This is a genomic window from Jeongeupia chitinilytica, from assembly GCF_014652315.1.
GTDB lineage: Bacteria > Pseudomonadota > Gammaproteobacteria > Burkholderiales > Chitinibacteraceae > Jeongeupia > Jeongeupia chitinilytica.
The window spans coordinates 1-22315 of the sequence record NZ_BMYO01000004.1 but is presented as its reverse complement, the minus strand read 5'-3'; the positions used below and the strand labels follow the sequence as shown (position 1 = coordinate 22315).

Annotated in this window: 18 protein-coding genes; 5 read left to right on the top strand and 13 right to left on the bottom strand. The window is 66.5% G+C overall.

The genetic code is table 11. The features are described 5' to 3' along the window. Nucleotide 1 precedes the first annotated feature (1 nt). Nucleotides 2-760 carry a 3',5'-cyclic-nucleotide phosphodiesterase gene (locus IE097_RS07885; RefSeq protein WP_189459715.1) on the top strand — a complete coding sequence of 253 codons (759 nt, stop codon included), beginning with the start codon at nt 2-4 and terminating at the stop codon, nt 758-760. Between the two features lie 36 nt (nt 761-796). Here the strand turns inward: IE097_RS07885 and IE097_RS07880 are convergent, their stop codons facing one another. The 7 genes from IE097_RS07880 to IE097_RS07850 form a co-directional block, all read right to left on the bottom strand. Further along, nucleotides 797-2419, bottom strand: a complete 1623-nt coding sequence (locus IE097_RS07880; RefSeq protein ID WP_189459713.1) for a cyclic-di-GMP receptor FimW-related protein — start codon at nt 2417-2419, stop codon at nt 797-799. Next, nucleotides 2416-2853, bottom strand: a complete 438-nt coding sequence (locus IE097_RS07875) for an HIT family protein (RefSeq protein WP_189459712.1) — start codon at nt 2851-2853, stop codon at nt 2416-2418. The genes IE097_RS07880 and IE097_RS07875 overlap by 4 nt, the downstream gene beginning before the upstream one ends. A 99-nt stretch (nt 2854-2952) precedes the next feature. Continuing rightward, nucleotides 2953-6834 carry a DUF3683 domain-containing protein gene (locus tag IE097_RS07870; protein WP_189459709.1) on the bottom strand — a complete coding sequence of 1294 codons (3882 nt, stop codon included), beginning with the start codon at nt 6832-6834 and terminating at the stop codon, nt 2953-2955. 204 nt (nt 6835-7038) lie between these two features. Then, nucleotides 7039-8043, bottom strand: a complete 1005-nt coding sequence (locus IE097_RS07865) for a tetratricopeptide repeat protein (protein WP_189459707.1) — start codon at nt 8041-8043, stop codon at nt 7039-7041. Nucleotides 8044-8150: 107 nt separating this feature from the next. After that, nucleotides 8151-9380 (bottom strand): spore maturation protein, encoded by a 1230-nt coding sequence (locus IE097_RS07860; protein WP_189459705.1) that lies wholly within the window; start codon nt 9378-9380, stop codon nt 8151-8153. 36 nt (nt 9381-9416) lie between these two features. Continuing rightward, entirely contained in the window at nt 9417-10424 is a 1008-nt protein-coding gene (locus IE097_RS07855) for a tetratricopeptide repeat protein (protein ID WP_189459704.1), read from the bottom strand. Between the two features lie 153 nt (nt 10425-10577). Beyond that, entirely contained in the window at nt 10578-11171 is a 594-nt protein-coding gene (locus tag IE097_RS07850) for an IMPACT family protein (RefSeq protein ID WP_189459702.1), read from the bottom strand. An 83-nt stretch (nt 11172-11254) separates the two neighbouring features. Here IE097_RS07850 and IE097_RS07845 point away from each other — a divergent pair, with 83 nt between their 5' ends. Next, entirely contained in the window at nt 11255-12073 is an 819-nt protein-coding gene (locus IE097_RS07845; RefSeq protein ID WP_189459701.1) for a ChaN family lipoprotein, read from the top strand. 84 nt (nt 12074-12157) lie between these two features. Here IE097_RS07845 and IE097_RS07840 read toward each other — a convergent pair whose 3' ends face one another. Genes IE097_RS07840 through IE097_RS07830 form a run of 3 tightly spaced genes read right to left on the bottom strand, consistent with a single transcriptional unit; the run spans nt 12158 to nt 14070 of the window. Beyond that, on the bottom strand, nt 12158-12469 hold the full coding sequence (locus tag IE097_RS07840) for a DUF1330 domain-containing protein (RefSeq protein WP_189459699.1): 312 nt from the start codon (nt 12467-12469) through the stop codon (nt 12158-12160). A gap of 20 nt (nt 12470-12489) precedes the next feature. After that, on the bottom strand, nt 12490-13329 hold the full coding sequence (locus tag IE097_RS07835; RefSeq protein WP_189459697.1) for a branched-chain amino acid aminotransferase: 840 nt from the start codon (nt 13327-13329) through the stop codon (nt 12490-12492). Between the two features lie 6 nt (nt 13330-13335). After that, entirely contained in the window at nt 13336-14070 is a 735-nt protein-coding gene (locus IE097_RS07830) for an SDR family oxidoreductase (protein WP_189459695.1), read from the bottom strand. A 67-nt stretch (nt 14071-14137) separates the two neighbouring features. On the opposite strand from IE097_RS07830, the gene IE097_RS07825 reads away from it, so the two are divergent. After that, nucleotides 14138-15073, top strand: a complete 936-nt coding sequence (locus IE097_RS07825) for a LysR family transcriptional regulator (protein WP_189459693.1) — start codon at nt 14138-14140, stop codon at nt 15071-15073. Between the two features lie 77 nt (nt 15074-15150). Here the strand turns inward: IE097_RS07825 and adeC are convergent, their stop codons facing one another. Genes adeC through IE097_RS07810 form a run of 3 tightly spaced genes read right to left on the bottom strand, consistent with a single transcriptional unit; the run spans nt 15151 to nt 20956 of the window. Further along, the gene (gene adeC / locus IE097_RS07820; RefSeq protein ID WP_189459691.1) at nt 15151-16617 is read right to left on the bottom strand and encodes an AdeC/AdeK/OprM family multidrug efflux complex outer membrane factor; all 1467 of its coding nucleotides are present in this window, start codon (nt 16615-16617) and stop codon (nt 15151-15153) included. Continuing rightward, nucleotides 16610-19768 (bottom strand): efflux RND transporter permease subunit, encoded by a 3159-nt coding sequence (locus IE097_RS07815; protein ID WP_189459689.1) that lies wholly within the window; start codon nt 19766-19768, stop codon nt 16610-16612. The genes adeC and IE097_RS07815 overlap by 8 nt, the downstream gene beginning before the upstream one ends. A 12-nt stretch (nt 19769-19780) precedes the next feature. Then, nucleotides 19781-20956: an efflux RND transporter periplasmic adaptor subunit gene (locus IE097_RS07810; RefSeq protein WP_189459687.1), complete on the bottom strand. Its 1176-nt coding sequence runs from the start codon at nt 20954-20956 to the stop codon at nt 19781-19783. Between the two features lie 231 nt (nt 20957-21187). Between IE097_RS07810 and IE097_RS07805 the strand changes: the two genes are divergently transcribed. Both IE097_RS07805 and IE097_RS07800 read left to right on the top strand, forming a co-directional pair. Beyond that, nucleotides 21188-21775: a TetR/AcrR family transcriptional regulator gene (locus IE097_RS07805; protein WP_189459685.1), complete on the top strand. Its 588-nt coding sequence runs from the start codon at nt 21188-21190 to the stop codon at nt 21773-21775. 124 nt (nt 21776-21899) lie between these two features. Then, on the top strand, nt 21900-22315 hold a 416-nt coding region (locus IE097_RS07800), incomplete at its 3' end, for a pyruvate kinase (RefSeq protein ID WP_229797491.1).

The following is a 22315-nucleotide window of genomic DNA, read 5'->3' as shown; positions in this document are numbered from 1 at the left end:
GATGCAGTTGTACGTGCTGGGCTGCAGCGGGGGGATCGGCGGTGCCGCGCGTACCACGTCGCTGCTGCTCGGCGAACGCATCCTGATCGACGCCGGTACCGGAGCCGGCGAGCTCTCGCTCGACGCGCTGTGCAAAATCGACCATGTGTTCCTGACGCATTCGCATTTCGACCACATCGCCTGCCTGCCGATGCTGCTCGATACGGTGATCGGTGCGCGCTCGCGGCCGGTGACCGTCCATGCTTTGCCCGAGACCATCGCGGCGCTGCAGGCTCACGTATTCAACTGGCAGATCTGGCCCGATTTCAGCGTGATCCCCGAAAACGGCAATGGCGTGCTGCGCTGGGCACCGCTAGCCGTCGGCGAATCCCGCGACCTCGACGGACTGCGGATTACCGCGCTGCCGGCACAGCACACGGTGCCGGCGGTGGGCTATCTGTTCGAGAGCCCGACCGGTGCGCTGGCGTTCTCGGGGGACAGTGCCGACTGCCCCGCGTTCTGGGAGACTGTGGCCGGGGTGGACCGGCTGCGGGGACTGATTGTCGAAACGGCGTTCAGCGAGCGCGAGGCCGGTCTTGCCCGCGTGTCGAAGCACTACTCGCCTTCGACGCTTCTGGCCGCGCTGCAGCGGTTCGATGCCACGATCGACGTCTGGCTGACGCACCTGAAACCGCTCGACGCAGCGCGCATCGTTGCCGAAACCAGTAACGGGATTCACCGGATTTCGGCGCTGGTCGGTGGACAAACGCTGCAATTCTGACCGGGCCGTACCGCTGGTGCGGCCAGTCCGGAAGCGTTAGCGGCGTTGCTGACCGGCCGGGACCACGTGCATCCGCTCGAAGTCGACCCCGCGTTCGAGCAGTGCTTCGACGCGCATCTTCCGCAGGGTACTGCCGTCCCACCATTCGATCAGCCGGCCGCGGCGGTACCAGCCGACCGGAAGGATCAGCGATTGCGGTGCACGCAGCGCTGCTACGGCGGGCAGTGACAGGCATTCGATCCAGCCACGCCGGTCCGAATAGGCAAGTTCGACCGGACGGATGGCCGCCGCCGAGGGGAGCCCCGGCATCAGCCGAACGCCGACCTCGACGCTGCCGTCGTGCTCCTGCAGCCAGCGCACCACACCAAGATAGTGATTGCCTTCAAGCTGCACCGACAACAGTTGCTGCAGCGCGATCCGGCCGCCGGCATCGTTGCTGCGCGACAGTCGCAGCCCCTGTGCCGATTCATTGCGGACCTGCCAGGTTTCACCCGGTTGCGGCGTCACTGTTTCCGGGCCGGTGGCTCCGGCTACGGTCGATTGACCGAACAGCTGCAGCCGGACCAGATCCTGGCTGCCGAGCGGCGCCGGGCCGTCGTCGGGCAACGCGAAGCGCTCGTGGCCCAGCAGCGCGTGCTGGCGCGGCAGACCGAACACCGCTTCGAGCTGGCGCTGGCTGTCGTGCCGCGGCAACGCGCGTTCACTCGCCTGTTCGCACCAGGTGCGGTAGAGCTCGACCAGCAGGGTTTCGACTTGTGCGGCGGCGAACTGGCTGCCCAGACCGAGCTTTTCCGGGCTTTCGCCCTGACGCAGCAGCTTGATGCGACGCGACAGCGCCTGCGCCAGTTGCAGCGTGTCGAGTTCGCGGACGGTGTCGCCGGTGAGGCGGGGCTCGGTCCGGCGCGGTGCGCCGGGCTGGGCGAAGTCGATCTGCAGGCTGCCGCGGCCGGGAAGCGCGGCGGCTTCGCGTTCGAGCGGCGTACGTTGGGCCAGCGACGGCAGGTGTTCGTCGAGCCAGCGGATCTGCCGGCCGGTGAAATGGAACGGCGCCGACGCGGCGAGCAGCAGCAGGTGGACGAAGGCGTGCTGCGGTGTGGCAACGCCGGCGACCTTGAGCAGGCTGTCCTTGGCCGACTTCTCGGCCAGCCCGTTGGCTTCGATCAGCTGGTAGCTGTCGAACAGCTGCTGCCAGAGTTCGGCCGGGATCGGCCGGTAGCTGAGCAGCGATTCGCGCGCTGCCAGCGCCAGATAGCGCATCCTGCGCTGCGCGAGCAGCGCGGCGTGCGGCGCCGTTTCGGCATCGCCGGCCAGCGCGGCATCGAGGCCGGCGCCGTAGAGATCGGCCAGCCGGCTCCAGAGTGCGACGGTGGCATCACGCGCCTGGGCCTCGTCCGGGCCCAGCGGCAACGCGCGACCGAGAAAGCGTTCGGCCAAGGCGCCCTGAACCACGTGCAGCGGTTCGCGCAGCAGTTCGAGGATCTTCAGGGTTTCGTAGGGCGCAATCCCGCTGGTCGCGAGCAGGGCAATCGCGTCGGACAGCTCGGCATGAGCGATGGGAGTATTGATCAGGGGCAGCAGCTGCAGCCAGGACTTGGCGGAGCGCGCATCGCTGAAGGGAAGGGGACCGCTGAGGGTCTGGTGTATCGACAGGTCGGTCATGGCAGGCGCTGGACAGCCTCGAGCTCAATGTGTTGCAGGGCCAGCCGCAAACGGGCCAGCGTGTCGGCGGAAACGTGATGCCGTGCGCCGGGCCGGGCCGGGCTGGCCCAGACCGGTGCCGGAAAGGTCGCGTCGTCATGCCAGCGTGGAATGATATGCCAGTGCAGGTGCGGCACGACATTTCCCAGACTGGCAATGTTGATCTTGTCGGGCGAGAGTACCGTACGCTGTGCCGCTTCGACCGCAAACACGACGGCCATTAGTCGCTGACGATCGGCGGGGGGCAGGTCGGTCATTTCCGCGACGTGCTGACGCAGGATTACCCGGCAGAGGCCTGGATAGTCGGGCTCGTCGGCCAGCACGACCCGGCACAGCTCATTCTGCCACAGCAGTTCGCCACCGGTTTCCCGGCAAAAGACGCAATCGCGTTCCATTAACCTTTCCTTATGCAGCCCCGATTATTACCGCAAGGGCTGCACATAAACAACGGGGCATGCCCGTGGAGGGATGCCCCGTTGCGGCGTGGTGACGGATCAGAGCAGGACGCGCTCGATGCCGCCGTTCCGGGCCTTGTCGACATACTCGCTCAGCCAGTCGTCGCCGAGGATCTTCTTCGCCATTTCGACGACGATGTAGTCGGCCTTGGTGCCTGCGTCGTCATCGTAACGCTGCAGCCCCTGCAGGCACGACGGGCAACTGGTGAGCACCTTGACCGGCTGCTTCGCGTCGGCGACTGCGACTTCGGCCCGCAGCGTATCGGCACCCTTCTGCATTTCTTCCTGCTTGCGAAAGCGGACCTGGGTGGCGATGTCCGGCCGGGCGACGGCAAAGGTGCCGGATTCGCCGCAGCAGCGGTCGTTCAGGTCGACCCGCGTACCCATCAGCTCGTTGGCGACGTCGATGCCCTTGTACTGCTTCATCGGCGTGTGGCAGGGCTCGTGGTACATGTAGCGTTCGCCGCCGACGCCGTCGAGCTTCACGCCCTTTTCGAGCAGGTACTCGTGGATGTCGAGCAGGCGGCAGCCCGGGAAGATCTGCTCGAACTGGTACTTCATCAGCTGGTCCATGCAGGTGCCGCACGAGACAATCACCGTCTTGATGTCGAGGTAATTGAGCGTGTTCGCGACGCGGTGGAACAGGACGCGGTTCTCGGTGGTGATCTTCTCGCCCTTGTCGCCGTAGCCCGAGGCGGCTTGCGGGTAACCGCAGCACAGATAGCCCGGCGGCAGCACCGTGGTGGTGCCGACGTGCCAGAGCATCGCCTGCGTCGCCAGACCGACCTGCGAGAACAGCCGTTCCGAACCGCAGCCGGGGAAGTAGAACACCGATTCGCGTTCGTCCTGACGGATTTCCGGGTCGCGGATCACCGGCACGATGCTGGCGTCCTCGACGTCGAGCATGGCGCGGGCGGTCTTCGCCGGCACCTTGGCCGGCAGCGGCTTGTTGACGAAGTGGATGATCTGCGTCTTGATCGGCGGCTTGCCGAGCGTCGACGGCGGCTGCTTGGTGACGCTCTTGATCAGGCCGAAACGCTTGGCCAGCGTATGGCCGAGACGCTGGGCCTTGTAACCGATGCCGATCATGCCGGCGCGCATGGCCTTGATCGTCGCCGGGTCCTTGACCGTCAGGAAAGTCATGCCGAGCGCCGTGCCCGGGTTGAATTTCTTCTGGCCTTCCTTACGCAGGAAGTTGCGCATCGCGACCGACACGTCGCCGAAGTCGATCTTCACCGGACACGGATTGACGCAGCGGTGGCAGACCGTGCAATGGTCGGCGACGTCGCCGAGCTCCTCGAAATGCTTCAGCGACACGCCGCGGCGGGTCTGCTCCTCGTAGAGGAAGGCTTCGGTCAGCAGGCCGGTGGCGAGGATCTTGTTGCGCGGGCTGTACAGCAGGTTGGCCCGCGGCACGTGGGTGGTACAGACCGGTTTGCACTTGCCGCAGCGCAGGCAGTCCTTGATCGAGTCGGCGATGTTGCCGATGTCCGACTGTTCGAGAATCAGCGATTCGGCGCCGAGCAGGCTGAACGACGGCGTGTAGGCATTGGTCAGGTCGGCGCCGGGCAGCAGTTTGCCCTTGTTGAAGTGGCCCTGCGGGTCGACCTCCTGCTTGTACTGCTCGAACGGCGCGAGCTCGTCGCGCGTCAGGAACTCGTACTTGGTGATGCCGATGCCGTGCTCGCCGGAAATCACGCCGTTCAGCTCGCGTGCGACGTCCATGATGCGCGCGACGGCGTGGTGCGCGCGTTGCAGCATCGCGTAGTCGTCCGAGTTCACCGGAATGTTGGTGTGGACGTTGCCGTCGCCGGCGTGCATGTGCAGGGCGACCCAGGTCCGGCCCTTGAGCACCTGCTGCTGGATCGCGACGATCGCGTCCAGCAGCGGCTTGTCGTTGCGGCTCGAGAACATCGCCTCGAAGTCGGTCAGCAGTTCGCGCTTGTACGACACGCGGAGCACGAAGTCGCGCAACGCGAGGAAAACGCTCTGCGGTGCATCGCCGGCGGCGAGCTCGCGCTCGAGCGGCATGGTCGGGAATGCGGCGGTGTACGCCTCGAACGCGTCGTCGAGGTGGGTGCGGATCCATTCCCAGTGCGCGCGGGCGCGGGCGATCAGCTCGAGTGCGGCACTGCGGCGATCGCCGATCAGCGCGTCGCGGCTCAGCGGCGAGTCGGCGAAGTCGATCGGCAGGATGCCCTGCTCGAAGAAGTCGGTCAGGCGCTCGAGCAGTTCGAGCTTGTTGTCGATCGACAGCTCGATGTTGATCCGTTCGATCGCATCCGAGTACTCGCCGAGGCGCGGCAGCGGAATCACCACGTCCTCGTTGATCTTGAACGCATTGGTGTGCTTCGAGATCGCCGCGGTACGGGCGCGGTCGAGCCAGAACTTCTTGCGCGTTTCGGCGGTGACGGCGATGAAGCCTTCGCCGCTGCGCGCGTTCGCCAGCTTGACGACGTGCGATGCGGCTTCGCCGACGGCGGTCTCGTCGTCGGACACCAGGTCGGCAATCAGCACCATCTTCGGCCGGCCGCGGCTCTTGGCCTTGCTGGCGTAACCGACGGCACGCACATAGCGCCAGTCGAGGTGCTCGAGGCCGGCGAGCTGGACTTTCGGGTGCGCGTCGAGGTAGTCCTTGATTTCGACGATCGACGGTACCGCGCGGCTGACTTCGCCGAAAAATTCGAGACAGACGGTGCGCACGTGCGCCGGCATCCGGTGCAGCACGAAGCGGGCGCTGGTGATCAGCCCGTCGGTGCCTTCCTTCTGCACGCCGGGCAGACCGGCGAGGAACTTGTCGGTGACGTCCTTGCCGAGGCCTTCCTTGCGGAAGCGCTGGCCCGGAATCACCAGCGTGTTTTCGTTCAGCACCGTCTTGCCGTCGGGCTTGTAGGTGGTGACGCGGAAGGTGGCTTGCGGCGCGTCGTGGATCTTGCCGAGGTTGTGGTCGAGCCGCTCGATGAATTTCCAGTTGCCGTCCGGGTCGACCATTTTCCAGCTGACGAGATTGTCGAGTGCGGTACCCCACAGCACGGCCTTCTTGCCGCCGGCGTTCATCGCCACGTTGCCGCCGATGCACGAGGCGTCGGCCGAGGTCGGGTCGACCGCGAAGGCGAGGCCGGCGGCTTCGGCCGCCTCCATCACCCGGCGCGTGACGACGCCGGCGCCGCACTGGATCGTCGCGACCTCGTGGTCGACACCCGGGATCATCATCCGCTCGACGCCGTTGTGGCGGTCGAGCTTCTCGGTGTTGATGACCGCGCTCATCGGGGTCAGCGGCACGGCGCCGCCGGTGTAGCCGGTGCCGCCGCCGCGCGGGATGACGGTCAGCCCCAGCTCGATACAGGCGGCCACCAGCGGCGCCATTTCGGCTTCGGTGTCGGGCGAGAGCACGACGAAGGGGTATTCCACGCGCCAGTCGGTCGCATCGGTCACGTGCGAGACACGGGCCAGACCGTCGAAGCAGATGTTGTCGCGGCGGGTCAGGCCGCCCATGCGGCGCAGCACTTTCTTGCGCAGGCTGGCGACGTCATGGAAATCGTGCTCGAACGCGTCGACGGCGTGACGGGCGCGCTCGGCGAGCATGCCGACGCGGTCGTTGCCTTCGCGGCGCTTGTCGATTTCGGCGAGCCGGTGATGCATCGCATCGACCAGCATCCGCAGCCGCTTCGGGTTTTCGAGCAGATCGTCTTCGAGGTAGGGATTGCGCTTGACCGCCCAGATGTCGCCAAGCACTTCGAACAGCATCCGGGCAGAACGGCCGGTCACCCGTTCGGCACGCAGCACTTCGAGCGTTTGCCATGCGTCCGTACCGAGCAGCCGGATCACGATTTCGCGATCCGAGAACGAGGTGTAGTTGTACGGAATCTCGCGCAGGCGTTCGGTTGCGAGGTGCGAAGGAGCGGCGGTCAGCTCGGCCATGGCAGGACGATCTCGCTAAGGCTGTGATTCAAAGATGGAATTTTATCGGAAAAATTCCCCTTGAAGCCCCCATTTTTCTTGGGGTTTTGCGAAATTCGCGCCGGAGTTGCGCCGAGTCAGACTACAAACCGGTGCCGGGGAAGCACCGCGGGCGCTTCGCCCAAGTCCCTGCGGGCCGGAACGTAAGCGCGGCCTTGCTGCATGTCAGTCGGCGAGCCGCAGCTCCATCGTCGCAAAGCGCGAGGCCGAAAGCTGGCCGAGCAGCTGTTCGCGCAACTTGCCGAAGCGTTCGAGATGCGCCTGCGCATCAGCCGCCTGTCCGAGGCGCTGGAACAGCTCGGCCAGCACCTGGTGTGCGCGGGCGGCAAGGCTGGTCGTGCCCATCGCTTCGGCCAGCGCCAGCGCCTGGACCAGTTCGTCGCGGGCATGGTCGAAGTCGCCGGCAGCGAGGCTGCATCGGCCGAGGGTGATCAGGTTGAACGCCTCGCCCCAGCCGTTGCTGTTCAGGCGACTGAGCTTGAGTGCCACGCGCAGATGCCGCTGGGCGCGTTCGATGTCGCCGCGGGCGAGCGTGATCTGCGCCCGCAGCCCGTAAACCTCGGCCTCGTGCTCGGCGTGCGGATTGAGGCGGATCAGCGGCAGCGCTTCGTCGAGTGCCGCTTCGGCTTCGTCGAGACGGCCGAGCTGCAACTGGTCGGCCGCGACATTGATCAGCGCGGCGGCACGATACAGGGCGAGCGCCGGGTCGACGGTCAGGTCGACCGCATGACTGTGGTGGGCGAGTGCCGATTCGAACTGTTCCTGTGCGTACAGCAACTGGCCCAGTCCGATGTGCGCGAGGCAGCGGACGTCGCCGTCGGCCTGCTCGGGCGGCAGGTCGAGGCAGGCGAGCCAGCATTCGGCGGTCCGGTCGTAATCGCCCTGGGCGTAGTACGAACGGGCGATCTGCTGCAGCGCTTCACCGTGGAGGGGACCGAGTTCCACGCCACGGCCGATCTCGAGCGACGCCAGCAGCGCCGCGCGGCCTTTCTCGAAGCGGCCGAACATCAGCATGGCCTGACCGTGCAACAGCAGCGCTTCGGCTTCGGCGAGCGGCAGTGCCCGCTGTCGTGCCAGCTCGCGCGCCTGCGCCGCCTGCGCGATGGCTTCAACGGTCTGGGACGGGATGATGCGGCGAACGCGGTCGAGTAGCGGGCGGAGGTCGGTCATGGCGGATTGCAACGAATGGATCAGGGATTACCCTAGTCCAAATTCTTACCGACAAATAATTATTTGTTAGGTTTCGTTACAAAAGTGCTGCAGTGGTATGAAAGTTTTTAGGCAAAAAACAGATAAGCCACCCAGACCGAGGCGATGAAGCCGACCACGTCCGCGAACAGCCCGTAGGCGACCGCGCCGCGCGTCCGGGTCAGCCCGACCGAGCCGAAGTAGACGGCAAGCACGTAGAAAGTGGTCTCACTGCTGCCCTGCAGGATCGAGACCAGCCGTCCGGCAAACGAATCGGCGCCGGCGGTCTTCATCGTGTCGATCATCAGCGCCCGCGCGCCGCTGCCCGAGAGCGATTTCATGATGCCGACCGGCAGGCCGTCGACCCAGCGGCTGTCGTAGCCGAGCATGCCGACCGCGTGACGCAGCCCCGACAGCAGCAGTTCGAGCGCACCGCTGGCGCGCAGCAGTGCAATCGCCACCAGCATGGCCACCAGGTAGGGGACGATGCCGATGGCGACCTTGAAGCCTTCCCTGGCGCCGTCGATGAAGGTCTCGTAAACGTCGACGCGCCGAAAGAGCGCGGTGCCGACGAAAATCACGACGACGGCGAGCAGCAGGAAGTTGCTGACCAGTGCCGACTGGGCGGCGCGCGCGTCGGCCGGCAGCTGCAGGAACCATGCGGCGACGCCGAAGATCAGGGCCGCCAGCCCGCCAAGGTAGGCGAGGACCACCGGATCGAACAGCTTCAGGCCCTGGCGAAGCCCGACGAGCACGACGCCGGCGATCGTTGCGGTAAAGCTGGCGATCAGCAGCGGGATGAAGATGTCGGTCGGGTCGGCGGCGCCGAGCTGGGCGCGATAGGCGAAGATCGTCACCGGAAACAGCGTCACGGCGGCCGTGTTGATGACGAGGAAGAGCACCTGTGCGTCGGTGGCGGTATCGGGGCTCGGGTTGAGCGTCTGCAGCTCTTTCATCGCCTTGAGTCCGAGCGGCGTTGCGGCGTTGTCGAGGCCGAGCATGTTGGCGGCGATGTTCATCGTCATCGCGCCGAGCGCCGGATGGCCCGACGGTACGCCCGGAAACAGCCGGCTGAACAGTGGGCCGAGCAGACGCGCCAGCATGGCGATCAGTCCGGCCGCTTCGCCGATCTTCATGATGCCGAGCCACAGCGTCATCACGCCGGTCAGGCCGAGCGCGACTTCGAAACCGAGCTTGGCGGCATCGAACATCGACCGTGTCATCACGGCGAAGACATCGTGCTGGCCGAGTGCGAAGCCCTGGATGCAGGCCACGGCGAATGCCAGCAGGATGAAGCCGGCCCAGATACGGTTGAGCATGGAAAAAGGGACTCCTGACGCGCTCGCGCCGGGCGGTCAGCGGTTCAGCCTGGCTTCGAGCGCCTGAAGTTTAGCGTAGGTGCCCGAACGGACGATACGGCTGAAGGCTTCCTGATAGCGGCGGTGGAAGTACTCGGCCTGGGCGGTGTTGCCCATGCGCTGGTAGATTTGCGCGAGCAGGTGGTGCGCCTGGAAGGTCTTGTGACAGGTGCCCATCTCGTCGGCGCGCAGCAGTGCAGTGTGGACGGCGGTCAGCGCTTCGTCGAAGCGCCCTTCGAACAGGTAGAGGCGACCGCGGGCGATGTTCTGCGAGATTTCGCCCCAGGCCCAGACGCGGCGCATCGCGACCGCTTCGTCGAGCCGCGCGTGGGCTTCGGCCGGATTGCCGCGTGCGAGCGCGACGGCACTGCGATAGACGAGAATTTCGCCGACGTACTCCGGGTTGCCGGCGGCTTCGGCCAGCGGCAGCGCTTCGTCGAGCTCGAGCGCCACGTCGTCGAAACGTTCGAGCTTGGCATAGTCGGCGGCGAGGTTGATCAGTACCCGGCAGTGCAGGTCGGTGTCGACCGGTGCGCTGATCAGCGCCTTGGCATCGAGGTGGTTCTGCAGCGCCATCTCGTAGCGTTCGTGCGCGTAGTAGACCTGGCCGAGACCGATGTAGGCGTGGATGCGGGTGTTGAGCGTGAAGCCCTCGGTATCGATGCAGTCCGCCCAGTAGGCGATCGCCTCGTCGTAATCACCCTGGGTGTAATAGGCGCTGGCGAGATCCTGGATCAGCTCGCCGCGTTCGGCGACCAGATCTTCGGCGTCGGCGAGCGTCAGTGCCTTGAACATCGCATGCTGGCCGTCCGGAATGCGGCCGAAGGCGAACAGCATCGTGCCGTAGCGGCGCCATGCCGAAATGCCCAGCAGGAGGTCGCCACAATCCGGCACGAGCCGGCTGGCCGATTCGGCCAGGCGCAGCGCTTCGTGCGGATCGATGTACGTGAGCCGATCGCTTTCGCTGATCAGTTGCGCAAGCGCCAGGGGCTCGCCGGGGTGCATTGGATCAGGGACGACTTGAAAGAGGGGACCGCAACAGCCTAAACGCTTGTTTTCAAGCTTTCAAGCCTGTCCGACAGTTGGTAAGCAATTTATTACACAACCCAGTGGTCCTTGCGTAAACATACATACAGACCAGTGCAGGCGCGCCGCGATTCAAGCGCTCGACCGTCCGCAGTGCAGGCGACCGGCCGTCAGGTCGGTCAGTGCGGCGATCATGGCGTCGACCCCGGCGGCGGGCAAGGACACCTCAATGGTTACAAGTGACGCATGCCGGACAGCGGTGATCGGATAGCCCGCTTGCTGCAGCCAGTGACGGACACGGTTCTCGTCGGCGTACGGCAGGATCAGTTCCCGACGTGCCATGGCCACGCGTTCGGTCTTGACCGCTTGTGCCAGGGCGCCGGCGACGGCGTCGGTATAGGCGCGCACCAGACCGCCGGCACCGAGGCGGATGCCGCCGTAGTAGCGAACCACCGTTGCCAGCGCGCCTTCGAGGTCGTGGTGGCGCAGCACTTCGAGCATGGGGCGTCCGGCGGTGCCCGACGGTTCGCCGTCGTCGCTCATGCCCGACTCGCCGCCGGCCAGCAGGGCCCAGCAGACGTGAGCGGCATCCGGATGGGCGGCGCGCAGCGTGTCGACGATGGCCAGCGCGTCGGCACGACCGGCGACGGGTTCGATCCGGCCGAGGAAGCGGCTTTTCTTGATGTCGAGCGTGTGTTCGACGGGGGCGGCAAGCGTGAAGGGCATGCGGGGATTATTGCGGCTGCGATTGGACTTGTCAGCGTGAAAGCTATTGGATGAGAATGATTCTCTTTTTGTTTGGAGTCGTCATGTCCCGCGCCATCCGTTCCCTGGTCCTGCTGTCCGCCGCCTTGCTCGGGGCATGCGCCTCGGCGCCGCCATCGACGTCGGTGGCCGAACAGTTCGCAGGCAAGCGCGTGGTGCTGCTCGGCGAGGTCCACGACAATGCCGCCGGCCACGAAGCGCGCTTCGCCGCGCTGAAGGCGGCCGTCGACGCCGGCTGGCGCCCGGTGATCGCGATGGAGCAGTTCGATCGCGAACGTCAGGCGGACCTCGATGCGGCGCGCAAGGGCGGCGATGCCGAGGCGGTGATCCAGGCCGCGGCGCCGGCCAAGTCGAGCTGGAACTGGGCGTTCTACAAGCCGGTGATCGCGCTGGCGCTGCAGTACGATCTGCCGCTGGTTGCCGCCAACGTCTCGCGCGCCGACGCCGGCAAGGTCGTCCGTGGCGGTTACGCGGCGGCATTCGATCCGGCCGCACTGAAGGTGGCCCGGCTCGATGCGGCACCGGCGGCCGACATCGTCGCCGGCCAGCAGCACGAAGTCGAAGTCGGCCATTGCGGCAAGCTGCCGCAGGCAATGGTGCCGGGCATGGCGCAGGCGCAGATCGCCCGCGATGCCTTCATGGCGCAGGTGCTGCGCGACAACGCGCAACGCGGCGTGGTGCTGATCGCCGGCAACGGCCATGTACGTGCCGACATCGGCGTGCCGCGCTGGCTGGCCGGCGTACCGGCGTCGCAGGTGCTCAGCGTCGGTTATCTCGAGAGCGACAGGGATGCCAAGGCGTTCGACAAGGTCGTGACGATTCCTGCGGAAAAGCGGCCGGACCCGTGCGCGACGCTCGGTTGAGCGGATTACCCAGGCAAAACGCCCCTCGACGAGGGGCGTTTTGCTTTCGGCCGGATCGGCGTGCGGATGTGGCGGTGTCGCCGTTCAGGCCAGGGTCGCGACCGGTACCTGGTGCCCGTCGATGATGTACAGGCTGCCCTGCGATGCGGCCTGACGGATCGGCCGGATCGCGCGGTAGGCGTCGGAGTCGTACCAGCGCTGCGCGTGTCCGACGCTCGGGAATTCGAGCACGACGATGCGCGCTTCGGGCAGTTGTCCCTCGAGCACCTGCTTCGGGCCGTTGCGGACCAGATAGCGGCCGCCATGGGCGGCGATGGTTGCCGGCGACCGTTCGGCATAGGGGGCGTAGGCGACGGCGTCGTGAACGTCGACGGTGGCGATGACGTAGGCGGGCATGCGGACTCCTGTCGGGCGGATCAGCGTGGGCTGGCGGCGCTGAACTGCAGGTACAGCTCGCGGGCGCGCCGGGCGACCGGGCCGTGGGCGAACGGTTGTGCGTCGACGCGATGGCAATGCAGCACCTTGCCGTAGTTGCCGGTGCTGAAGACCTCGTCGGCGACCAGCAGGTCTTCGGGCCAGAGCGTGGTTTCGACGACCTGGATGCCGTCGTCGCGCAGCAGCCGGATGACCCGCTGGCGGGTGATGCCGTTCAGGAAGGTGCCGTTCACCACCGGTGTCTTTGCGATGCCATCGCGGACCAGCCACAGGTTGGCGACGGCGAACTCGGCGATCGCGCCGTCGGGGTCGAGCATGATCGCGTTGTCGAAACCCTGCTGCGCCGCGTCGCGCATCGCACGCTGGGTGTTCGGATACAGGCAGGAGGCCTTGGCATCGGTCGGCGCCATCGACGGCGGGGGCCGGCGGTAGTCGCTGAAGGTCGCGGAAAAACCGCTGTCGGCCGGCAGCGGTGCCTCGAACAGGTGCAGCGCCAGCGTCGTCGTCGCCGGATCCGGCAGCAGGAAACCGCCCGGACAGTAGAACAGGATCTTGATGTAGTAGTCGTGCGCGACGGGGAGCTGCGCCAGACCCTCGTGCACCAGCCGGACGATGTCGTCGCGGCCGACCCCGGGCTGCATGCCCATCGTGACGGCCGAGTGGATCGCGCGCTCGCAGTGGGCGTGCAGGTCGGGCAGCTGGCCGTGAATGGCGCGGGCGCCGTCGAAAACGGTCGAGCCCATCCAGAAGGCGTGGTCGGCCGCGCCGATCAGCTTTGTGCCGCTGGACCACTGGCCGTCGGACCAGATCAGTGAATGCATGATGGCTTACTCCTTGAAGGTGGAAATCGTGGCTGCGCTGCCGTGCTGCCAGCCGCCGTCGCAGACCAGTACCTGGCCGGTGACGTAGGCGGCGGCGTCCGACGCCAGAAAGGCCGCGCTCTGGCCGAATTCGTCGCTGCCGCCGAGTCGGCCGGCGGGGATCCGCGCCAGCACCGTGGCGTCGAGCCCTAGCTGCGTCAGTCTTTCGGTCCGGTGATAACCCGGTGCCAGCGCGTTGACGGTGAGGCCGGCGGCGGCGTATTCGGCGCTCAGCGTCGTCACCAGCCCGTGCAGGCCGGCGCGCAGCGAGGTCGAGATCGCCATGCCCGGCATGTAGCGGCTGGCGGCGACCGAGGTGACCCAGATCACCCGGCCCCAGCCGCGTTCGGTCATCACCGGCAGCAGCGCGGACAGCAGCGCCAGTGGCGTGGCCCACAGCGACTGGAAGCCGTCGGTCCAGTCCTGTGCCGACAGGTCGGCGGTCGTGCCCTTGGCCGGGCCCGGGCCGTTGATCACGACGATGTCGGGGCTGGCATCGAGGGCGGCCAGTGCGCTCAGGCAGGCCATCACCGAGTCGGGTCGGTACAGATCCAGCGGCACGACGTCGTGCCGCCCGGGTGCGACCGGGCGCGAGCTGGTGCAGATGACGCGATGGCCCGACTGGCGCAAGGCCTCGGCTACGCCTTGCCCCAGACCGGACAGGCCGCCGCAGACCAGCGCGGTACGCGGGAGTTCCTGCATGGGGCCTCCTAAGTCATTGATTGGTCTGGATTATAATAGGGGGCAAAACCGTGTTATTGGGCGCTGCATGCTGCTATCTGATATTGGCATTACTTATAACTGGAGCGTCGCCGAACTCAACGCCTTCTGCATGGTGTGCGAGTCGAAAAACCTGAGCCAGGTCGCCGTGCGGCTGGATCTGAGCCAGTCGGCGGTGTCGCTGATGGTGCAGCGCTGGCGCGAGGCCGTCGGCGACCCGCTGTTCGTGCGCACCCGGCACGGGGTGGCGCCGACCGACACCGCGCTGGCGCTGCGGCAGAAAATCCTGCCGTTGCTCGAAGGGCTGAAACTGGCGCTGTCGCAGCCGCTGGGCTTCGATCCGGGCAAGTCGGAGCGGGTGTTCCGCGTGCACATGTCCGACATCGGCCAGCTGGTGTTCCTGCCGGACCTGTGCGACCTGCTGGCGCAGCAGGCGCCCGGGGCGCGGCTGCAGGTCCGGAACCTGCCGTGGGAGGGCGTCGAGACCGCGCTGAGCGCCGGCGAGGTCGATCTGGCGATCGGCTCGCTGCCGATGATCCGCGGCCGCGTGCATACGCGGGTGCTGCGACGCGAACCGTATGTGACGCTGATGCGCAGCCAGCACCATCTGGCGCAGCGCAAGCTGGACCTGAAGGCTTTTGCCGATGCCGAACATCTGGTGATCGACTCGTCAAGCAGCGGCCATGCGCTGGTCGACAGCATCCTGCGCTCGAAAGGCATCCACCGACGTGTCGGGCTGGCGATGCCGCACTATCTGGCGGTCGAGGCGCTATTGGCACGCAGCGATTACCTGCTGACGATGCCGGCCGTCGCGGTGCGTTCGTTCCGCGCACCCGAGGTTTTCCACATCGTGCCGACGCCGCTGCCCTTGCCGACCTTCGACATCCGCGTGCACTGGCACGAGCGCAGCCGCGAGGACGAGGGCGTGCGCTGGCTGCGCAACGCGATGATCGACCATCTGGGGCAGGGCGCTGCGGCAGCGTGAGCGGCTGAAATGAAAAAAGCCGCCGTCACTCGGTGACGACGGCTTGGCTGCGGTGCAGCTGCGTGCGATGCGGCGGCTTACGCTGCGCCGGCCTTCGCTGCGGTGCCGGTCGTGGCTGCCGTTGCGGCGGCCTCTTCCTGACCGCCGCCGCCGAACACCTTGTACAGCGTGACGAGGTTGGCCTGACGCGACAGGCGGATCGAGATCAGCCCCTGTTGCGCGCTGTACAGCGAGCGCTGCGAGTCGAGCACGTTCAGGTAGCTGTCGACGCCCTTGCCGTAGCGCGCCTGCGACAGCGTGTAGCTCTTCGCCGAGGCATCGACCAGCGCCTGCTGTGCGCTGACCTGTTCGTCGAGCGTGCCGCGGTCGGCCAGCGCGTCCGAGACTTCGCGGAACGCGCTCTGGATCGACTTCTCGTACTGCGCGACGGCGATCTTCTCGTCGGCCTTGGCCGCGTCGAGGTTGGCGATGTTGCGGCCACCTTCGAAGATCGGGATGCTGATCTGCGGCATGAAGCTCCACGCGCCCGAGCCGGCCTTGAACAGGTCGCCGAGGCTGGCGCTGGCGCTGCCGGCGCTGGCGGTCAGCGTGATGCTCGGGAAGAACGCCGCGCGCGCCGCGCCGATGTTGGCATTGGCCGACTTGAGCTGGTGTTCGGCCTGGACGATGTCCGGGCGGGACAGCAGCACGTCGGACGGCAGGCCGCCCGGCACGTCGCGCAGCGCGGTGACCGAGTCGACCGACGCCGACGGCTGCAGCTCGGCCGGCAGGCGCGTGCCGAGCAGCAGGGTCAGCGCGTTGCCGTCCTGCGCGATCAGGCCGGTGAACTTGGCGACGTCGACACGCGCCGATTCGACGCTGGTCTGCGCCTGGCGCACGTCGAGTTCGGACGCGACGCCGAGATCGAAGCGCTTCCTGGTCAGCTCGAACGATTCGCGCTGGCTCTTCAGCGTGTCCTGCGCCAGCCGCAGCCGGTCGTTGTCGGCCGCCAGCGTCAGATAGGCGCTGGCGACTTCGGCAATCAGGCTGATCTGGGCGCTGCGACGGGCTTCTTCGGTGGCGAAGAACTGCTCGAGCGCGGCGTCCTTGAGGCTCTGGACGCGGCCGAACAGGTCGATTTCGTACGAGGCGAAGCCGAGGCCGGCACTGTACTGGTGGCTGATTTCCGGACTGCCGGTACCGGACAGGCTGCCCGGCGTGCGCTGGCCGGTCCCGCTGCCGCTGGCGCGGATCGACGGGAACAGGTCGGCACGGCTGATCTGGTACTGGGCGCGGGCCTTCTCGATGTTCAGCGCCGCCACCCGCAGGTCGCGGTTGTTGGCCAGCGCCAGCGAGATGACCTGCTGCAGCTTCGGATCGCTGAAGTAGTCGCGCCACGCGGTCTCGGCGAACTGGCGGCCGTCGGCGGGCGCGGCCGGGTAGGCCGCGCCCTGCGGCCACGAGGCCTCGACCGGTGCGGCCGGGCGCTGGTAATTCGGCGCCATCGAGGTGCAACCGGCAAGGAAAGCACTGGACAGGGCCAGGCTCAGGAGGGTGTTACGCATCTTGTTGGCGCTCCTCGAGTTGGGCGGGGGCGGCGTGCGCCTTGGGCTTGGTGAAGCGGTCGAAGATCTTGTGCACCACGACGAAGAACAGCGGCACGAAGAAGATCGCCAGCAGCGTCGCCGACAGCATGCCGCCGAGCACGCCGGTACCGATCGCGTTCTGCGCGCCCGAGCCGGCGCCGGAGTTCAGCGCCATCGGCAGCACGCCGAGCGCGAACGCCAGCGAGGTCATCAGGATCGGACGCAGCCGTTCGCGCACCGCGGTCAGCGTCGCGTCGATCATGCCGGCGCCGGCTTCCATGTGCTCCTTGGCGAACTCGACGATCAGGATCGCGTTCTTTGCCGAGAGGCCGATCGTCGTCAGCAGGCCGACCTGGAAGTACACGTCGTTGGACAGACCGCGCACCGTCGTGGCCAGCACGGCGCCGAGCACGCCCAGCGGCACGACCAGCATCACCGAGAACGGGATCGACCAGCTTTCGTACAGCGCGGCAAGGCACAGGAACACGATCAGCAGCGAGATCGCGTACAGCGCCGGTGCCTGCGAGCCCGACATCCGTTCCTGGTACGACTGGCCGGTCCATTCGATGCCGACGCCCGGCGGCAGCTTGGCGACGATGTCCTCGATCGCCTTCATCGCCTCGCCCGAGCTCTTGCCCGGCGCGGCCTGGCCGAGGATTTCCACCGCCGACAGGCCGTTGTAGCGCTCGAGACGCGGCGAACCGTAGTCCCAGTGCGCGCTGGCGAAGGCCGAGAACGGCACCATCTCGCCCTGTGCATTGCGCACGTACCACTTGTTCAGGTCTTCCGGCTGCATCCGTGCCGACGATTCGGCCTGCATGTAGACCTTCTTGATCCGGCCGCGGTCGAGGAAGTCGTTGACGTAGGACGAACCCCAGGCGGTCGAGATCGTGTCGTTGATGCTGGCGATCGAGACGCCGAGCGCACCGGCCTTTTCCTGATCGATGTCGAGCTGCAGCTGCGGATTGTCTTCCTGGCCGTTCGGACGGACGCCGACCAGGGCCGGGTCCTTGGCCGCCATGCCAAGCAGCATGTTGCGTGCTTCGATCAGCTTTTCGTGGCCGACGCCGGCGCGGTCCTGCAGGAAGAAGTCGAAACCGGTCGCGTTGCCGAGTTCGATCACCGCGGGGGGCGCGAAGGCGAACGCGAAGGCTTCGCGGATCTGCGAGAACGCACCCATGGCGCGGCCGGCGATCGCGTTGACGTGATCGTCGGCGGCCTTGCGCTGGTCCCAGTCCTTCAGGCTGATGAAGGCGATACCGTTGTTCTGGCCGCTGCCGCCGAAGCTGAAGCCGGCGACCGAGAACACCGACTCGACGTTCTTCTTCTCGTCGACGAGGAAGTGGTTCTCGACCTTCTTGATCACCTCGAGCGTCTGCTCCTGGGTCGCGCCGGCCGGCAGCATGATCTGCGAGAACAGGATGCCCTGGTCCTCGTCCGGCAGGAACGACGTCGGCAGGCGCATGAACAGCACGGCCATGCCGGCGGCGATCAGCACGTAGATGACCATGAAGCGGCCGCTGCGGCGCAGGATGCCGCCGACCATGCCCTGATAGCGGGCGTTGGTCGCGTCGAACTTGTTGTTGAACCAGCCGAAGAAGCCCTTGTCGGACGCGTGGTGACCCTTCTCGATCTGCTTGAGCATGGTCGCGCACAGCGCCGGCGTCAGCACCAGCGCGACGAGCACCGACAGCGCCATCGCCGAGACGATGGTGATCGAGAACTGCCGGTAGATGACGCCGGTCGAGCCGCCGAAGAAGGCCATCGGGATGAACACCGCCGACAGCACCATGGCGATGCCGACCAGTGCGCCGGTGATCTGGCCCATGGATTTCTTGGTCGCTTCCTTCGGCGACAGGCCTTCCTCGCTCATCACCCGCTCGACGTTCTCGACCACGACGATCGCATCGTCGACCAGGAGGCCGATCGCCAGCACCATCGCGAACATCGTCAGCGTGTTGATCGAGAAGCCGAACGCCGCAAGGATGCCGAAGGTGCCGAGCAGCACCACCGGCACCGCGATCGTCGGGATCAGCGTCGCGCGGAAGTTCTGCAGGAACAGGTACATCACCAGGAAGACGAGCACGATGGCTTCGGCCAGCGTCTTGACCACTTCGTGGATCGAGATCTTCACGAACGGCGTGGTGTCGTACGGATAGACGACCTTCATGCCGGCCGGGAAGAACTTGGCCATTTCGGCGACGCTCTTCTCGACGGCGCTCCGGGTTTCCAGCGCGTTGGCGCCGGTGGCGAGCTGGATGCCGATACCGGCGGCCGGCTTGCCGTTGAAGCGCGCCACGCTGTCGTAGCTCTGGGCGCCCAGTTCGACCCGCGCAACGTCGCGCAGGTAGACGGTCGAGCCGTCGCCGTTGATGCGCAGCTGGATCGCGCCGAACTGTTCCGGTGTCTGCAGCATCGTCTGTGCCGACACCGTGGCGTTCAGGCGCTGGCCCGACACCGACGGCGTGCCGCCGAGCTGACCGGCCGACACCTGGACGTTCTGCGCGCGGATGGCCTGCGCGACGTCGCTCGGCGTCATCTTGTAGTTGTTGAGCTTGCTCGGGTCGAGCCAGATCCGCATCGCGTACTGCGAGCCGAACAGCTGGATGTTGCCGACGCCGTTGACGCGGCTCAGCGGGTCCTGCACGTTGGCGGCGACGTAGTCCGAGAGGTCGATGTCGCTCATGCTGCCGTCGGTCGAGACGAAGCCGAGCACCATCAGGAAGCTCGACGACGACTTCGACACCGAGATGCCCTGGCGCTGTACGGCTTCGGGCAGCAGCGGCGTCGCCAGCTGCAGCTTGTTCTGCACCTGCACCTGGGCGATGTCCGGGTTGGTGCCGGCCTCGAAGGTCAGCGTGATCGCGACCGCACCGGTCGACTCGCTGGTCGCCGACATGTACATCAGGCCGTCGAGCCCCTTCATGTTCTGCTCGATCACCTGGGTGACGGTGTCTTCGAGCGTCTTGGCCGATGCGCCCGGGTAGGTCGCATTGATCGCGACCGTCGGCGGCGCGATGCTCGGGTACTGGGCGACCGGCAGCGTGCGGATCGCCAGCAGGCCGGCGAGCATGATGATGATCGCGACGACCCAGGCGAAGATCGGCCGATCAATGAAAAAACGAGCCATGAATGGATCCCCTTACTTGGCTGCGACGACGGGGGCGCTGGCCACACCGCTGGCGGCCACGGTCTTGACCTTGGCGCCCGGGTGGATTTTCTGCAGTCCGTCGATGATGAGCTTGTCGCCGCTCTTGAGCCCGTCGGTCACCAGCCAGTTGTCGCCGACGGTGCGGGTGGTCTTGAGCATGCGCGGTTCGACCTTGTCGTCCTTGCCGACGACCATCGCCGTGGCGTTGCCGCGCGCGTCGCGGGTGACGGCCTGCTGCGGTGCCAGGATGGCGTTGTCGTTGACGCCTTCCTCGATCACCGCGCGCACGTACATGCCCGGCAGCAGCTGGTGCTTCGGGTTCGGGAACACCGCGCGCAGCGTGACCGTACCGGTGCTCTGCTCGACGCTGACTTCCGAGAACTCGAGCTTGCCTTCGAGCGGGTAGGTGCTGCCGTCGTCGAGCTTGAGCCTGACCTTGGCGGCGTCGCTGCCGGCACGCTTCAGGCTGCCGCTGGCGAGTTCGCGCTGCAGGCGCAGCAGCTCGTTGCTCGACTGGGTGACGTCGACGTAGATCGGGTCGAGCGTCTGCACCGTCGCCAGCGATTCGGCCTGGTTGGCGGTGACCAGTGCACCCGGCGTGACCGACGAGCGACCGATGCGGCCGTCGACCGGCGAGGTGACCTTGGTGTACGCGAGGTTGATGCGCGCGGTCTCGACCGCGGCGCGGCCGGCGGCGACGTCGGCTTCGGACTGCTTCAGCGTCGCGTAGGCGTCGTCATAGTCCTGCTTGCTGACGGCGTTGATCTTGACTAGATCGGCGTAGCGGTCGGCGCGGTTCTTCGCGCTCAGCACATTGGCTTCGGCCTTGGCGAGCGACGCCTTGGCACTGTCGTACGCGGCCTGGTAGGTCGCCGGATCGATCTGGTACAGCACCTGACCGGCCTTGATGTCGCTGCCTTCGGTGAACAGGCGTTTCTGGATGATGCCGCCGACCTGCGGACGGACATCCGATACTTGATAGGACGACGTCCGGCCGGCGAGCTCGGTGGTCATCGGCAGCGACTGCCCGGCGACCGTGACGATTCCGACCACCGGTTCGGGTTGCGCGGCATGGTTGGCTGCATCGGGTTCGCCGCAGCCGATCAGCGCCAGGCTGCCAGCGATCAGGCTGGCGGCGACAAGCGCGCGTCTCGGGGTCAGTTTCATGGAGGCCTCTTCGTGGGAGTCGATTCAATGGAAGCGGCCGCCCGGCAGTACGCCCGGCGGCTAGGTGTTTGCAGACACTATCCAGACAGAAAGGTTCGCAATAGAATGAATGTTCAATCTAGAATGATCATTCTAGAGCGATCATTCTAATTAAAACGGCAATCATATGGCAAGTGCCTGAGCCGACAAGATATGACGGACGAATGGCGACAGGTTTGAACGAGGATTCGCATGACAACTGAACAGGACCGGGGCGAGGCACGCTGCAACCAGGTGCTCGACGCCGCAGCGACGTGCTTCCGCCAGCGGGGGTTCCATGGCGCGAGCATGGCCGAGCTGGCCAGGGCCGCCGGCATGAGCGTGGGCCACATCTATCACTATTTCGAGAACAAGGAAGCGATCATCGCGGCGATCGTCGAGCGCGACGTCGCCGAGATCCTTGCGCTGCTCGACTCGCTGCACGACGAAGAAGACATCCTGCAGGCCCTGATCCGCGAGGCGGGCAACGAAATGGAAGAGTCGCCGTGCAGTGACGAAGCCCTGCAGGTCGAAATCCTTGCCGAAGCCTCGCGCAATCCCAAGGTCGCGGTGACGGTACACGAAGGGGACAGAAGGGCCCGGACGCGGCTGGCCGAAACGATCGCATCGGGCCGGGCACGGCGCGGCCTGCCGCCGCTGGCCGACCTCGAGGCGCGGACCGAAATCATCATCGCGCTGTTCGAAGGGCTGATGCTGCGGCGGATCCGCCATCCGAAGGCCGTGGACGACGCCACCATCGCGGTCCTGCGCAGCACGCTGCACACGCTGCTGGAAACCTGACCGTCCGGCGCGGGTTGTGCCGGATTGCCGGCAATAGACGATTTACTTGTCGGAGCCGCCTGACGACAATGTCGGTCAGGCCGGCCCCCGATGGCCGGCAGCGATTCCGACACAGGAGAATGTCATGCCCCGCGGTACCAAGATCGTCGCCACCCTCGGCCCCGCCTCGACCGACCCGGCCGTCCTCGAACAGCTGATCCGGGCCGGCGTCAACACCGTCCGACTCAACTTCTCCCACGGCAGCGCCCAGGACCACACCGACCGCGCCAACACCGTCCGCGCCATCGCCGACAAGCTCGGCGTCGCCGTTGCCGTCCTCGCCGACCTGCAGGGGCCGAAGATCCGCATCGGCAAGTTCGAGAAAAACAAGATCGAGCTGAAGAAGGGCACCCCCTTCATCCTCGACGCCGCCTGCGAACTCGGCAATGCCGAACGCGTCGGCCTCGACTACAAGGAGCTGCCCAACGATGTCGAACCGGGCGCGATCCTGCTGCTCGGCGACGGCGAGATCCAGCTCGAAGTCAACGCGGTCAAGGGCAC

What these genes read in the sequence shown, in the direction of transcription:
- IE097_RS07830 (WP_189459695.1), bottom strand. Translation starts at nt 14,070, where the DNA reads ATGCAGGAACTCCCGCGTACCGCGCTGGTCTGCGGCGGCCTGTCCGGT.
- IE097_RS07885 (WP_189459715.1), top strand. Translation starts at nt 2, where the DNA reads ATGCAGTTGTACGTGCTGGGCTGCAGCGGGGGGATCGGCGGTGCCGCG.
- IE097_RS07855 (WP_189459704.1), bottom strand. Translation starts at nt 10,424, where the DNA reads ATGCACCCCGGCGAGCCCCTGGCGCTTGCGCAACTGATCAGCGAAAGC.
- IE097_RS07815 (WP_189459689.1), bottom strand. Translation starts at nt 19,768, where the DNA reads ATGGCTCGTTTTTTCATTGATCGGCCGATCTTCGCCTGGGTCGTCGCG.
- IE097_RS07810 (WP_189459687.1), bottom strand. Translation starts at nt 20,956, where the DNA reads ATGAAACTGACCCCGAGACGCGCGCTTGTCGCCGCCAGCCTGATCGCT.
- IE097_RS07805 (WP_189459685.1), top strand. Translation starts at nt 21,188, where the DNA reads ATGACAACTGAACAGGACCGGGGCGAGGCACGCTGCAACCAGGTGCTC.
- IE097_RS07880 (WP_189459713.1), bottom strand. Translation starts at nt 2,419, where the DNA reads ATGACCGACCTGTCGATACACCAGACCCTCAGCGGTCCCCTTCCCTTC.
- IE097_RS07825 (WP_189459693.1), top strand. Translation starts at nt 14,138, where the DNA reads ATGCTGCTATCTGATATTGGCATTACTTATAACTGGAGCGTCGCCGAA.
- IE097_RS07840 (WP_189459699.1), bottom strand. Translation starts at nt 12,469, where the DNA reads ATGCCCGCCTACGTCATCGCCACCGTCGACGTTCACGACGCCGTCGCC.
- IE097_RS07835 (WP_189459697.1), bottom strand. Translation starts at nt 13,329, where the DNA reads ATGCATTCACTGATCTGGTCCGACGGCCAGTGGTCCAGCGGCACAAAG.
- adeC (WP_189459691.1), bottom strand. Translation starts at nt 16,617, where the DNA reads ATGCGTAACACCCTCCTGAGCCTGGCCCTGTCCAGTGCTTTCCTTGCC.
- IE097_RS07865 (WP_189459707.1), bottom strand. Translation starts at nt 8,043, where the DNA reads ATGACCGACCTCCGCCCGCTACTCGACCGCGTTCGCCGCATCATCCCG.
- IE097_RS07870 (WP_189459709.1), bottom strand. Translation starts at nt 6,834, where the DNA reads ATGGCCGAGCTGACCGCCGCTCCTTCGCACCTCGCAACCGAACGCCTG.
- IE097_RS07845 (WP_189459701.1), top strand. Translation starts at nt 11,255, where the DNA reads ATGTCCCGCGCCATCCGTTCCCTGGTCCTGCTGTCCGCCGCCTTGCTC.
- IE097_RS07875 (WP_189459712.1), bottom strand. Translation starts at nt 2,853, where the DNA reads ATGGAACGCGATTGCGTCTTTTGCCGGGAAACCGGTGGCGAACTGCTG.
- IE097_RS07850 (WP_189459702.1), bottom strand. Translation starts at nt 11,171, where the DNA reads ATGCCCTTCACGCTTGCCGCCCCCGTCGAACACACGCTCGACATCAAG.
- IE097_RS07860 (WP_189459705.1), bottom strand. Translation starts at nt 9,380, where the DNA reads ATGCTCAACCGTATCTGGGCCGGCTTCATCCTGCTGGCATTCGCCGTG.